This is a genomic window from Chimaeribacter arupi, assembly GCF_002858805.1.
GTDB classification, from domain to species: Bacteria; Pseudomonadota; Gammaproteobacteria; order Enterobacterales; family Enterobacteriaceae; genus Chimaeribacter; species Chimaeribacter arupi.
Genome location: NZ_PJZI01000001.1, coordinates 163,889 through 177,086 on the forward strand (window position 1 = coordinate 163,889; position 13,198 = coordinate 177,086).

At 58.1% G+C, this 13,198-nt stretch carries 10 protein-coding genes; 6 read left to right on the forward strand and 4 right to left on the reverse strand.

Annotated elements, in window-relative coordinates:
* Positions 1-49 precede the first annotated feature (49 nt).
* A complete protein-coding gene (locus CYR52_RS00715) occupies positions 50-2,248 on the forward strand; it encodes a TonB-dependent siderophore receptor (RefSeq protein ID WP_165699058.1) in 2,199 nt (732 codons plus the stop codon).
* A 64-nt stretch (positions 2,249-2,312) separates the two neighbouring features.
* Here the strand turns inward: CYR52_RS00715 and tssD are convergent, their stop codons facing one another.
* Positions 2,313-2,807, reverse strand: a complete 495-nt coding sequence (gene tssD, locus CYR52_RS00720) for a type VI secretion system tube protein TssD (protein WP_101827774.1) — start codon at positions 2,805-2,807, stop codon at positions 2,313-2,315.
* 279 nt (positions 2,808-3,086) lie between these two features.
* Here tssD and arsC point away from each other — a divergent pair, with 279 nt between their 5' ends.
* Complete coding sequence (arsC, locus tag CYR52_RS00725; RefSeq protein ID WP_101827775.1) at positions 3,087-3,521, forward strand: arsenate reductase (glutaredoxin); 435 nt, start codon at positions 3,087-3,089, stop codon at positions 3,519-3,521.
* 56 nt (positions 3,522-3,577) lie between these two features.
* Here arsC and mqo read toward each other — a convergent pair whose 3' ends face one another.
* Positions 3,578-5,206: a malate dehydrogenase (quinone) gene (gene mqo, locus CYR52_RS00730; protein WP_072927638.1), complete on the reverse strand. Its 1,629-nt coding sequence runs from the start codon at positions 5,204-5,206 to the stop codon at positions 3,578-3,580.
* A gap of 352 nt (positions 5,207-5,558) precedes the next feature.
* Positions 5,559-6,569, reverse strand: coding sequence for an alpha/beta fold hydrolase (locus tag CYR52_RS00735; protein WP_072927645.1), 1,011 nt, complete (start codon positions 6,567-6,569; stop codon positions 5,559-5,561).
* Between the two features lie 273 nt (positions 6,570-6,842).
* Here CYR52_RS00735 and yhjD point away from each other — a divergent pair, with 273 nt between their 5' ends.
* The 4 genes from yhjD (at position 6,843) to CYR52_RS22980 (ending at position 10,998) form a co-directional block, all read left to right on the forward strand.
* Positions 6,843-7,901: an inner membrane protein YhjD gene (yhjD, locus tag CYR52_RS00740; protein WP_079205189.1), complete on the forward strand. Its 1,059-nt coding sequence runs from the start codon at positions 6,843-6,845 to the stop codon at positions 7,899-7,901.
* A gap of 328 nt (positions 7,902-8,229) precedes the next feature.
* Positions 8,230-9,552, forward strand: coding sequence for an MFS transporter (locus CYR52_RS00745; RefSeq protein ID WP_072927647.1), 1,323 nt, complete (start codon positions 8,230-8,232; stop codon positions 9,550-9,552).
* A gap of 119 nt (positions 9,553-9,671) precedes the next feature.
* Positions 9,672-10,451, forward strand: a complete 780-nt coding sequence (locus CYR52_RS00750; RefSeq protein ID WP_101827776.1) for a CDP-diacylglycerol diphosphatase — start codon at positions 9,672-9,674, stop codon at positions 10,449-10,451.
* A gap of 418 nt (positions 10,452-10,869) precedes the next feature.
* Positions 10,870-10,998 (forward strand): hypothetical protein, encoded by a 129-nt coding sequence (locus tag CYR52_RS22980; RefSeq protein WP_277622360.1) that lies wholly within the window; start codon positions 10,870-10,872, stop codon positions 10,996-10,998.
* A gap of 54 nt (positions 10,999-11,052) precedes the next feature.
* On the opposite strand, the gene CYR52_RS00755 is transcribed toward CYR52_RS22980, so the two are convergent.
* The gene (locus CYR52_RS00755) at positions 11,053-13,128 is read right to left on the reverse strand and encodes an AsmA family protein (RefSeq protein ID WP_101827777.1); all 2,076 of its coding nucleotides are present in this window, start codon (positions 13,126-13,128) and stop codon (positions 11,053-11,055) included.
* Positions 13,129-13,198 lie beyond the last annotated feature (70 nt).

The following is a 13,198-nucleotide window of genomic DNA, read 5'->3' on the forward strand; positions in this document are numbered from 1 at the left end:
CCATATGCATTTAGTTACAAATTCATATAAAAAACAGGGGCTTTTCTTAATGAATACCACAAAATCTTACCGTCTCCGGCCTTGTGCGGTGATGCTGGCGGGGCTGATTAGCGGAAGTGGTTATGCAGCAGGCGCAACGCCTGCGCTCTCCGGGGACGATGGCGAAGTGATGACGGTGCAGGCCACGGCAGCCGAGGAGCTGAAACAGCAGCCCGGCGTCTCAATCATTACCGCCAAAGATATTGAGAAAACCCCGCCGGTGAACGATCTCTCCGACATCATCCGCAAAATGCCCGGTGTGAATCTCACCGGCAACAGCGCCACCGGCAGCCGCGGCAACAACCGGCAGATCGACATCCGCGGCATGGGGCCGGAAAACACATTAATCCTGATCGACGGCGTGCCGGTGACTTCGCGCAATTCCGTGCGCTACAGCTGGCGCGGCGAGCGTGACACCCGGGGCGACAGCAACTGGGTGCCGCCGGAAATGGTCGAACGCATTGAAGTGCTGCGCGGCCCGGCAGCGGCCCGCTACGGCTCCGGCGCGGCAGGCGGCGTGGTGAACATCATCACCAAACGCCCGACCAATGACTGGCACGGCTCCCTGTCGTTTTACACCAACCAGCCGGAAAACGACAAAGAGGGTGCCACCAAACGCACCAACTTCAGCCTGAACGGCCCGCTGGCGGGAGATGCGCTGACCATGCGGCTGTACGGCAACCTGAATAAAACCGATGCCGATGCGGCTGATATCAACACGGCGCAAAACGGCTCCTACGCCGCCGGGCACGAAGGCGTACGCAATAAAGACATCAACGCCCTGCTCTCCTGGAAAATCACACCGACGCAGATTGTGGATTTCAATTACGGCTACAGCCGCCAGGGCAACATCTATGCCGGGGACACCCAATACAGTAACGGCAACGTCAGCCCAAATGGGTTGGTGTCAACGCTGTATGGGGACGAAACTAACCGGCTCTACCGCCAGAACTACGGCATCACCCATAACGGCATCTGGGACTGGGGCCAGTCCAAATTCGGCGTGTATTACGAAAAAACCAACAATACCCGTATGCAGGAAGGCTCGACCGGCCGGGTAGAAGGGATGATCAACAGTGACGCCTATGACACCAGCCGGCTGGAGAACTATCGCACCAGCGGTGAGCTGAATATTCCGCTGAATCTGTGGGTTGACCAGACACTGACGGTCGGCGCGGAGTGGAACCGCGAGGAGCTTGACGATCCGGCGTCGATGAGCGCCACCAACGCCGCGGGCGTAGCCATCAACGGCATATCAGGCGATCCGTCCGGCCGCAGCAGCAAAAACAGCGCCGAGCTGAGCGCCCTCTATGTTGAAGACAATATCGAGGCCATCCCCGGCACCGTGATAATCCCAGGGCTCCGGTTCGACTACCACAGCAAATTCGGCGGCAATTTCAGCCCCAGCCTGAACGTGTCACAGGATCTGGGCGAGGATTTCAAACTCAAAGCCGGGATTGCGCGGGTCTTCAAAGCGCCTAACCTTTACCAGTCCAGCGAAGGCTATCTGCTCTCTACGCGCGGCAACGGTTGCCCGATCGGCATCGCGTCCGGCAGCTGCTATTTGCTGGGCAATGATGACCTCGACCCGGAAGTCAGCATCAACAAAGAGATTGGGCTGCAGTTCAGCCGCAGTGGCTATGAGGCGGGCATCACCTATTTCCGCAATGATTACAAAAACAAAATTGTCTCGGGGACGGACCTCATCGGTTACGCCTCCAACGGCTATAACATCCTGCGTTGGGAAAATGGCGGCAAAGCGCTGGTCGAAGGGCTGGAAGCCAACCTGACGGTACCGGTTATCCGTGAAAAACTCGACTGGCGCACCAACGCCACCTATATGATCACCTCGGAAGACAAAGAGACCGGCAACCCGCTGTCAGTTATTCCGGAATACACCATCAACACCATGCTGGACTGGCAGGTCACGGAGAAGCTCTCCACCAACCTGACCTGGACGATGTATGGCCGGCAGAAACCGCGTGATTATGCGGAAATCCGTAACGAAGCCGGGGCGATGTCTGACCGGGAAGTGGGCGCGTATTCGGTGGTCGGCATCGGGGCAAATTACGAACTGGTGAAGAACCTGCGCCTGAATGCGGGAATCAGCAACCTGTTTGATAAACAGATCTACCGTGAAAATGAGGGTGCCTCAACCTATAACGAACCGGGCCGCGCCTATTATGCCGGTGTGACCATGTCGTTCTGATACTCACAGACCGGCACCCTGCCTCTGTTTTTGCTGAAAACGCCGGATACCCGGCGTTTTTTTATTATGCTGCTTCACCCGGGTTTTCATCGCCCGGGTCTTCATACACCACGTCACCCTGCTCATCTTTCCAGATAAAGGCGTCGTAACGGAAACCCAGCGTTTCCAGCATGGAGTGCGGCGGCGTGCCGTTCTCAAAGCCGGGGCCGATATTCACGAAAATGGAGGTGAGCTGCACCCCAGTAAACGTCATGGAGAAGGGCTGGTCTTCCTGGCGCGCTTTCTCGTTGCGGTAACACATTATTTTGATTTCCCCGAGCTTACGCCCGGTATCAATCGCTTCCTGAAGCCAGGGTGTAGCCCTGTCCAGCGGCTTCTCAACATGCACCGGCCCGCGCCGCCGGGTCAGCACAGGCGGCTGCACATCGTGGTTGGCTGAAATCCCTATGTCATAATCCATCCCGAGGATTTCACAGCTCCCTTCTTTACCCGCCTCTTTTACTGACCCCGGAACCGGCTCCCCGTTTTCATCTTTTAACCACATATAGGCAAACATCATGAATCACATCCTCTGTTTATCTCTGATAGAAAACCGGAGAAAAGAGTACGCCTGCTTGCTCACCCGGTAAAAAGCCAATGCACCGTCACGTTATTCAGGTTAAAAATTTGAGCCTGGCCTCGCAATTATTGAAAGAAACGACGCCGCCGTTTTTAACATTATTCTGAGGCGTATTGACCCCATGAATTTTCGCTTCAGGAAAATAATGCCCGAACTATATGATACGGCCGGACACACGGACAGCCCGGCCCGTTTAACGGTAATAAGAAGGTGTTTGCGATGACTGAAATCACGATTTACCACAACCCGGAGTGCGGCACCTCGCGCAATACGCTGGCAATTATCCGTAACAGCGGCGTAGAACCCCAGATTATTCACTATCTGGAGACGCCGCCGACAATGGCGCAACTCACGGCGCTGATCGCCGCGATGGGCATCCCGGCGCGCGACCTGTTGCGGAAAAATACCGCCCCCTACGAGCAGTTGGGGCTGGAGCAGGCAACGCACAGCGATGAACAGCTGATCGCGCTGATGGTCGCACACCCGATTCTGATTAACCGGCCGATTGTGGTCACGCCACGCGGCACGGCGCTCTGCCGCCCGTCAGAAAAGGTGCTGGATCTGCTGCCCGACGCCCAGCAGGGCGCGTTCAGCAAAGAGGATGGCGAACCGGTCATCGGTGCTGATGGCCAACGCATCACACCGGCAGGCTGACCGGCAGCCTCAGGCATAAAAAAGCCCGCATTACGCGGGCTTTTTTTCAGCGGCACTCAGAGTGCGGCTTCGGCGTGGGTAAGGCCGTGCACGGGGGTGCCGGCCGGCGCACTGGCCGGGGCCGGTTGCGGCAGGCTCTCCAGTTGCAGGACGCGGCTGGTCTCTTCCAGCACCTGTTCCGCCAGGGCCGGGTTGCCGTTCAATGACTGGCCATAAGAAGGGATGATCTCTTTGAGCTTCGCCTGCCAGGCCGGCGAGGCGACTTTCTCTTTGAATACCCGCTCCATCAGCTCCAGCATAATCGGCGCGGCGGTGGAGGCACCCGGTGAGGCACCCAGCAGCGCGGCGATGGTGCCGTCACGCGAGGTCACCACTTCGGTGCCGAGGCGCAGTACGCCGCCCTTCTTCTCATCTTTTTCGATGATCTGCACGCGCTGGCCGGCCACCCAGAGTTTCCAGTCCTCTTTGCGGGCCTCCGGGAAATACTCCTGCAACGCACGGTGACGGTCGTCCTCGCTGAGCATCAACTGCCCAATCAGGTATTTCACCAGGTTGAAGTTATCCAGCCCGACGTGCGCCATCGGCATGATATTGCCGGGGCGCAGGCTGCCGAACAGATCCCACAGCGAGCCGTTTTTCAGGAACTTGCTGGAGAAGGTGGCGAACGGCCCGAACAGCAGCACGCGTTTGCCGTCCAGCACGCGGGTATCCAGGTGCGGCACCGACATCGGCGGCGCGCCGACGGTCGCCTTGCCGTAGACTTTCGCCATATGGCGTTTGACCACTTCCGGGTTCTCAGTGACCAGGAATTCCCCGCCCACCGGGAAACCGCCGTAGTTACGCGCTTCCGGAATCCCGGATTTCTGCAACAGTGTCAGGGAGGCACCGCCCGCCCCGATAAAGATGAACCGGGTGCGCACGCGACGCTCGCGGCCGCCGTTTTGCAGGTCGGCGATGGTCACCGTCCAGGTTTTGTCGCTGTTGCGCTTGATGTCACGCACTTCATGGCCGGTCTGGTGCACAAAGTTCGGGCTGTTATGCAGGGAGGTCACCAGCTGGCGGGTCACTTCACCGAAGTTAACATCAGTGCCGATCGGGATGCGGGTCGCCGCCACTTTCTGCTGCGGGTCGCGCCCGTCCATCACCGCCGGGATCCAGTCACGGATTTGCGCCGGGTCTTCGGAGTACTCCATGCCGCGGAACAGGGTGCTCTGTTGCAGGGCCGCATGGCGTTTGCGCAGGAAGTTGATGTTGTCTTCGCCCCAGACAAAGCTCATGTGCGGGACGCTGTTGATAAAGGATCGCGGCGAGTGCATGACGTTACGCTGCACCTGATGCGCCCAGAACTGGCGCGAAATCTGGAACGATTCGTTAATCGCCACCGCTTTGCTGATGTCGATGGAGCCGTCCGGCTTCTCCGGCGTGTAGTTCATTTCAGCCAGTGCGGCATGGCCGGTGCCGGCATTGTTCCAGCCGTTGGAGCTTTCGTCCGCGACGGAAGAGAGGCGCTCCACCATGTGGATCGTCCAGTCCGGCTCCAGCGCCTGTAAATAGGTGCCGAGCGTCGCGCTCATGATGCCGCCGCCGATCAGTACCACATCGACGACCGGCTTTTCCTCTGCTGCCGCTTGCGTAACAGACATTACCGTATTCAAGCAAAGCGCATTGGCACGTAGTTTGTTCATAACCCGTCTCTGCATCCTTGAAAAACAATAACTTCATGAAAATAAAACATGCTGAGTCGTACAACGTCAGCAATGTGTGCATCGCGGCGTTGCATCCTTTATTCCCACAACCGGTTGAAGGTTGAATTTAACAATAAATTAACATATCTGGTCAAGAAATATGAAAAATTCAACTTTTCGTTATCAATATAACATCGTTGTTAGCCCGGCTAAAAAGGATTTTAAACTTTAAAATTTGTCAACAAATTTTGTGTGGGTTTATGGCGAGGGTGTTGATGCGTTGCGCAATTTGTTTAAAAAAGCCGCTGCGCAGGCGCAACGGCTTTGGGGGGGGAAGTGGGGCAACGGCGGCTTAACTGCCGTTATGCGGCGCGGCGAGCCAGCCCATCAGCGCCTGATGGAACGCGGCCGGGTCCTGGATCTGCGGTGAGTGGCCGAGCGCCGGGAATTCCACCAGCGTCGCCTGCGGAATGGCGGCGGCGGTACGTTTGCCCAGCTCCTCATAGCGCCCCAGTTTGGGCTTGAGGTCAGCCGGTGCCTGCGCCTTGCCGATCGCGGTATTATCTTTGCCGCCAATCAGCAGCAGCGTCGGCATTTTCAGGTGCGGGAACTCATACACCACCGGCTGGGTGAAGACCATGTCAGTGGTGAGTGCCTGATCCCACGCGACTTTCTGCTTGTCCGGCCCGGCATACATGCCCGCCAGCATGTTGACCCAGCGGTCATACTCCGGTTTCCACTGGCCGGCATAATAGGTGCTGCGCTGGTAGGCGCGGATGGAATCGGCATTCGTTTTCAGCTCGCCCTGATAGGCGGCATCAATGCCCTGGTAAGGGACACCGAGCGCTTTCCAGTCTTCCAGGCCGATCGGGTTCACCAGCACCAGTTGTTCAACCTGCTGCGGGTACATCAGCGCATAACGGGTGGAGAGCATCCCGCCCATGGAATGGCCCATCACCGTCAGGTGCTGCACGTCCAGTTTCTCCAGCAGCGCGTGGGTGTTGGCGGCCAGTTGCTGGAAGCTGAACTGGTAATGTTGTGGTTTGGAGGATTTGCAAAAGCCGATCTGGTCCGGCACGACCACGCGGTAACCGGCGTCACTCAGGGTGGTAATGGTCTGCTCCCAGGTCGCCCCACAGAAATTTTTCCCATGCATCAGCATCACGGTTTTGCCGTTCGGCTTTGCCGGTTTGACGTCCATGTAGGCCATCTGCAACGGCTGGCCCTGTGAGGTAAAGGAGAAATGTTCCACCGGATGGGGGTAGGTAAAACCAGAGAGTTCAGCGTCATAGGTGGCCGGGGCAGCCAGTGCGGCAAACGGCAGCGCCGCCAGCACCGGTACCAGGGTCGGGAGCAGTTTCATCAGCAGGTTCCTGTTGTTGACTCGTAAACTGTTGGCCGCCAAAAAGCGGCCGGTAAAGGGTGTATGGCACCGGAATGGCCATCACACCGTAGCACATCCTATCCGGGCATCTGCGTGCCGGGGAAAAAATGACCATTCTTTACGCAATTGCCGGTTTTTTGCCGTTTCCTTTACGCTATCCGGCTGACTCTTCAGGGGTAAACCGGAAAGCCGGGTGGCCTCGGCTATAATTAGCCCCAAGCCCTGACGTTTTCACAAAGGACACTGTACGTAATGCCGAAAGATTCTGAATTGCATCGCGTGGCGCAGCGCAGCGACCACCCGACCATCACGGAGCACGCCACCGCTAACCTGTCGGCGGAAAAACCGCTGATCAATGTCAAAACCGGCAACGCCGACATTGACCACCAGATCAGCCGTTTTTCCCGGCTGGTGGCCCGCTTTCAGGCGTGGGCGCCGGTCGCCCATGTGCTGCGGGCCGTTGAACGTTTTAATGACCGGCTGGGCAGCCAGTTTGGTGCCGCGATCACCTATTTTTCCTTCCTGTCGCTGATCCCGATTCTGATGGTGTCATTCGCCGCCGTGGGGTTTGTGCTGGCCTCGCACCCCGATCTGCTTACCGAGCTGATTGGCAAGATTGTGAACAGCATCAGCGATCCGTCGCTGGCCGCCACGCTGAAAAACACGGTGAACACTGCGGTTCAGCAGCGCACCGCGGTGGGCCTGACCGGTTTGCTGCTGGCGCTCTACTCCGGCATCAGCTGGATGGGCAATTTGCGTGAGGCGATTCTGGCGCAGTCGCGTGAAGTCTGGGAACGTAACCCGCAGGATAAAGAGAAGATTTACCTGCGCTACCTGCGTGATTTTATCTCGCTGATTGGGTTGGTGGTGGCGTTGATCCTGACGCTCTCCCTGACGTCGGTGGCCGGGTCGGCGCAGGAGACGATTGTTGAGGCGCTGGGGCTGTCGCATGTGGAGTGGTTACGCCCGGCGATGACCATCATCGCCCTGAGCATCTCGATTATGGCGAACTATCTGCTGTTCCTGTGGATCTTCTGGATGCTGCCGCGCCACAAGCCGCGTAAAAAGGCGCTGTTCCGCGGCACGCTGATCGCCGCCGTGGGTTTCGAGGTGATTAAGATGATCATGACCCTGACGCTGCCGAGCCTGGCGAAATCCGCCTCCGGCGCGGCGTTCGGTTCGGTTATCGGCCTGATGGCGTTCTTCTACTATTTCGCCCGCCTGACGCTGTTTTGCGCCGCCTGGATCGCCACCGCCAGGTATAAAGGCGACCAACCGATTGGTACACCGCCGCCGACAAAAGCACCGTAAACTTCCCTATCATGCCAGGCACCGCCTGATGCCTGGCATGATATTCCAATCTGTTTATCAAAAACCTCTCATAAATGCTGAACTTTGCAGTGGCACACAGCTAAAACCAGCATATCTCACTACCCTGAAAATTTTCTTTCACTGGTTTCTGGTGTCTTCCGCTGTGATTTATCCATACTGCAAACTTATGAAGTGCTAAACCGGTTATCTCAGAAAGAATATTCTTTTTTGCCCCAACACCCGGATTCCGGCGCTTTTTACAGCGTTGAAATGGCGCTTTGCTGTGCTTAAGATGATTTTTTACATAAATCCTAAATAAGATACATTTATGCAAGCCACCATCGCACCGCCCATCGATTCTGAGCAACAGGCCACACCGACCAACTCACGCGGCAAAGTGATCGTTGCTTCCCTTATTGGTACCGCCATCGAGTTTTTTGATTTCTACATCTACGCCACTGCGGCCGTGATCGTGTTCCCGCACATCTTCTTCCCGCAGGGCGACCCGACCGCCGCCACGCTGCAATCCCTGGCAACGTTTGCCATCGCCTTTGTCGCCCGGCCTATCGGTTCCGCCCTGTTCGGCCACTTCGGCGATCGCGTCGGCCGGAAAGTCACCCTGGTGGCGTCGCTGCTGACAATGGGGATTTCGACCGTCCTGATTGGCCTGCTGCCGGGCTACGCCACCATCGGCGTATTTGCCCCAATGTTGCTGGCGCTGGCGCGTTTCGGTCAGGGCCTCGGCCTGGGCGGTGAGTGGGGCGGCGCGGCGCTGCTGGCCACCGAAAACGCCCCGGCGAAAAAGCGGGCGCTGTATGGCTCCTTCCCGCAACTGGGCGCGCCGATCGGCTTCTTCTTTGCCAACGGCACCTTCCTGCTGCTCTCCTGGCTGCTCACCGATGAGCAATTTATGTCATGGGGCTGGCGTGTGCCGTTCATCCTCTCTTCGGCGCTGGTGCTGATCGGCCTGTATGTGCGCGTGTCACTGCACGAAACGCCGGTGTTCGCCAAGGTGGCGAAAGCGGGCAAACAGGTAAAAATTCCGCTCGGCACGCTGCTGAGCAAACATATGAAGGCAACCATTCTCGGCACCTTCATCATGCTGGCGACCTATACGCTGTTCTACCTGATGACGGTCTATTCCATGACCTACGGCACCACTGCACAGCCACTGGGGCTGGGTTACTCGCGCAACAGCTTCCTGTGGATGCTGATGGTGGCGGTGATTGGTTTCGGCATCATGGTGCCTATCGCCGGGCTGCTGGCGGATGCCTTCGGCCGCCGCAAAACCATGATTGCGATTACCCTGCTGATGATCGCCTTCGCCTTTGTGTTCCCGAGCCTGCTGGGGTCCGGTAATCAGGTCTTAGTGATGGGCTTCCTGCTGCTCGGCCTGAGCATCATGGGGCTGACGTTCGGCCCGATGGGTGCGCTGCTGCCGGAGCTGTTCCCAACGGAAGTGCGCTATACCGGTGCGTCGTTCTCCTATAACGTGGCGTCGATCCTCGGGGCCTCGGTGGCACCGTACATCGCCACCTGGCTGGCGACCCACTACGGCCTCGCTTATGTCGGTTTCTATCTGGCGGCGATGGCGTCCCTGACGCTGATTGCGCTGCTGCTGATGAAAGAGACCCGTCACCAGGCGCTGTAAGCCTTACCCTCTCCCCCAGCCGGTGCCCTGCACCGGCTTTTTTCTGTTTGCGTCCCGCCTTTCTTTCGTCATACCCCCCGCGTATGCTCTCTTTTCAACCTGTTACCGGAATCCCTTGTATGCCCCGAATCCGCGGTTATCGTGTATGGAGTGTTCTGTGTATTGCCCTGTGCCTGCTGGCGGCGGGGGCGTACCTCTGGCTGCGCCCGGCCCATCCGGACGCCCTGTGGAAAATTGTCAGTGAACAGTGTCTGCCCAACCTGCAACGTACCGGGCAGGCTTCGCCCTGTGCGCTGGCGAACCCGGCCGCCGGTTATGTGGTGCTGAAAGACCAGAACGGCCCGCTGCAATACCTGCTGATGCCTGCCGCGAAGACAACCGGCATCGAAAGCCCTGAATTGCTGGCGGCGAAAACGCCGAACTTCTTTATGCAGGCCTGGCAGGCGCGCGGCGTGATGGCCCGGCGCTACGGCCGGCCGATTGATGACAGCGTGATTTCCCTGGCGATTAACTCTGAATGGGGGCGGACGCAGAACCAGCTGCATATCCATCTTTCCTGTCTGCGCCCGGCAGTGCAGCAACAGCTTCAGGCGGCTGACCGCCGCATTACGCCGCGCTGGCAGCCGCTGACGCTGGACGGCCGGCCCTGGCTGGCACGGCGGGTCACACCGGAGGAATTCGCGCATGAGGGCGCTTTCCGCCTGCTGGCCGAGGGCGTACCGGGGGCAAAAGAAAAAATGGGCCATTACGGGCTGGCGATGGTCAGGGCGAAAAGCGGGGATTTCCTGCTGCTGGCGATTGAACGTGACCTGCTGTCACTGAACCTGGCCTCGGCCGAAACGTTGCAGGACCATGAGTGCCGGTTGCTGGAGAACGCCGGTGTACCACCGGGCAGATAACAGACACAAAAAAACCGCCTTTCAGCGGTTTTTTTGTCTGCCTACGCAGTTAGCAGGCTACGCAGGCAGGGGTGCTTTGAAAAAAAACACAAGCAGTACCACGCTCAACAATGATATCTCTCTGCTTTCTCTCCGTCACGCTCTTTGTAGAAAAAAGGGCAGAAAACCCGTTTTTACTTGACGATTAACTAAGAGTAAAGTTTTGATTAATAACAGATTAAATGTGAAAGGCTTATTATCAGCACCAAACCCTGTAGACTCTTGCCGGGGCCGTTCCGCCCGTTTAGCAGCGGGTCACCGGGTTTGGGTAACGGATAACCTCCTTCCGTGAATCACAGGCAGTACCACGCTGCTTGTTTTTCTGGAGGCTTCCCGGTGGGTTTGCAGAAATAGCGGATCGCCTGTCAGGGATTCGGCAATGAAAACTACGCGTAAAGTGTTTATTACGCTGTTCGTTGCGCTGGTGATGCAGACGGCTGCGGAGGAAAGTTGGCAGATTAACGTCTCCAACGTTCAGCTTCAGCTGAACCTGTTCCAGCCCAGGTAACGCTAAAACAAAAACCGCTCCTTTTGGGAGCGGTTTTTTTATTGCCGTCGTGGCTTATTTACCGGCTTTCATTTTCTGCAACAGCGGGCCGCACTGGTTCTCTTCCCCTTCACTGGGGGAGATCAGCGCCAGCAGCGAGGCAGCGGGGCCGACCACAGCACCGAGCGCCACCGCAGCCGCACCGCGGGCGATAAGCGGCCCTGCTTTCACCCCGGCATCCGGGTCTTTGAAGGTGCCGCGCACATAGAGCGGTGAGCGCAGGGTGATGATGCGCAGCCCTTTACTGTCCGGATTTATCGAAAGATCCATCCGCTCATTGGCGAAGTTGGTGGTGCCGCTGATGTTGATGATGGCGTTCTCTGTGTCGAACACAAACAGCCGCGGTGCCGCGACCCCGTCCCGGATGTTGATGTCTGCGGCGGCACAGTTGATCGCCACTTCATCATCCCCGAACAGTTTGCCGACCACGTAATTCCCCACGTTCAGCCCGGCAATCTCCATCAGGTTACGGCTGATCACGCCGTCGTTAATCAACAGCTGCAACTGGCCGTTACTGCTGCCGAGCAGTGCAGAGACGGAATTCCCGGTGCCGGTAAAGGAGGCATCGCCGTTCAGCTGGCCCAGGCTGCTGCGCATCGCTTCCACGTTCGGGAACAGTTGTTTGAGTTGCAGGCCGCGCGCGTGCATATCCACCCGCCCCGGCATCGGGTTTTTATTGCCCTCAAGCCGGACTGTGGAGTTCAGGTTACCGCCGGCCACGCCGAAGCGCAGCGGGTCGAGCAGCAGCACGCCGTTGGTGAGTTTCAGATGGGTGCTCAAATCGTTCAGCGGCAGGGATTTGCCGTGCTCGATGCGTCTGGCCGCGAATTTCACATCCGCATCCATGACGTCCCAGCTTTTGGTATCGAATTTCTCGACCGGCAGCACTTTATCCGATGGCTGACGGGTGGTTTCGCCGCGTTTCGCCTTATCTTTGTTGGAATCCGCCCCAATCAGCGGCGCGAGGTCAGCAAAGCGCAGCTGTTTCGACACCACATCGCCGGTGAGTTTCGGCCGCGGTTCGCTGGCGCGGTACACCAGCGAACCGTGGATGTCGCTGTCGCCGATTTTCCCGTTGAAATCACGGTAACGGTAGACGGCGCCGCCCTTTTCTTTCAACGCCGCAGAGAGGCGTCCGTCGGTTTCATACGGCGGGGATTGCGGCAGCAGCACGCCGGTCAGGCCATAGAGGTCAGAGAGCGTTTCACCGGAAAGTTTCAGGCGCAGATCCAGCGCGCCGAGGTTGGTCGGGTCGGTTAAGGTGCCGGACACCGCTACCCGCGTATTGCCGGAGCGCACATCCGCCTGCACCGGGAACGGGGTGCGGGCATCCTGCAACGCCAGCAGGCCACCGATTTTCCCGCTGCCGGAGAGCGGCTGGCCGTTGTAGCGGCCGCTCACTTTCCAGCCGAACATAAAGTCCGGCGGCGTGGTGTCGGCTTTCTGTTTCGCGCCCTCGTCTTTTTTCTGCCCGGAAATTTCCGCATACGGCAGCGGTTTGCCTAGCGGGTCAATCACAGCGCGCACATCGGCTTTGGCAATGGCATCTTTGTAATCGATCTGGCCGCGATCAAAGGCGATATCACCGATGTTGACCGACCAGGCGGACGGTTGCGGGTTGGGATCGGGGTTCTGGCTGCTGGCGAGGTTAAACGTCCAGTTGTTCTTGCCGTCCGCCAGCCGTTGCAGGGCGGCGTCCGGTTTGGTCAGGCGGATATGCGGAATGCTCACGGTTTTGCCCAGCAGCGCCAGCGGGGCCAGGGTGGCATCCGCCCGTTGCAGCATCACCATATTGTTGCCGAGATCTTTAGTGTCCGGGATGCCCTCCGGGTTACCGAGCACGATATCTTCCGCATGGATATGCGGCCACGGCACCCATGAACGCCAGCCGCGCTCCTCTTTCTGGCGTGACCAGTCCACCCCCAGGTTGCCGCGAATGGCAAAAGGCCGGTTCAGCTCGGTGGAGACTTTTTCATTGATGGTAGGTTTCAGGCGGTTCCAGTCAAAGGTCATGATGAACACCACCAGGGCGATCAGCACGACCACCAGGACGCCCACGACCCAGCTTATGATTTTTCCTGTTCGCGACATGAGTTATACCTGACAGAGAATTAACAGTTTCGTCAGCTTAACAATAGTTTAAATTGGCCGGTCTTGCCTG

Excerpts from the sequence above, each read along its gene's own strand:
- CYR52_RS00715 (WP_165699058.1), top strand. The coding sequence starts at position 50 with ATGAATACCACAAAATCTTACCGTCTCCGGCCTTGTGCGGTGATGCTG.
- tssD (WP_101827774.1), bottom strand. The coding sequence starts at position 2,807 with ATGATGTTTGCCTATATGTGGTTAAAAGATGAAAACGGGGAGCCGGTT.
- arsC (WP_101827775.1), top strand. The coding sequence starts at position 3,087 with ATGACTGAAATCACGATTTACCACAACCCGGAGTGCGGCACCTCGCGC.
- mqo (WP_072927638.1), bottom strand. The coding sequence starts at position 5,206 with ATGAACAAACTACGTGCCAATGCGCTTTGCTTGAATACGGTAATGTCT.
- CYR52_RS00735 (WP_072927645.1), bottom strand. The coding sequence starts at position 6,569 with ATGAAACTGCTCCCGACCCTGGTACCGGTGCTGGCGGCGCTGCCGTTT.
- yhjD (WP_079205189.1), top strand. The coding sequence starts at position 6,843 with ATGCCGAAAGATTCTGAATTGCATCGCGTGGCGCAGCGCAGCGACCAC.
- CYR52_RS00745 (WP_072927647.1), top strand. The coding sequence starts at position 8,230 with ATGCAAGCCACCATCGCACCGCCCATCGATTCTGAGCAACAGGCCACA.
- CYR52_RS00750 (WP_101827776.1), top strand. The coding sequence starts at position 9,672 with ATGCCCCGAATCCGCGGTTATCGTGTATGGAGTGTTCTGTGTATTGCC.
- CYR52_RS22980 (WP_277622360.1), top strand. The coding sequence starts at position 10,870 with ATGAAAACTACGCGTAAAGTGTTTATTACGCTGTTCGTTGCGCTGGTG.
- CYR52_RS00755 (WP_101827777.1), bottom strand. The coding sequence starts at position 13,128 with ATGTCGCGAACAGGAAAAATCATAAGCTGGGTCGTGGGCGTCCTGGTG.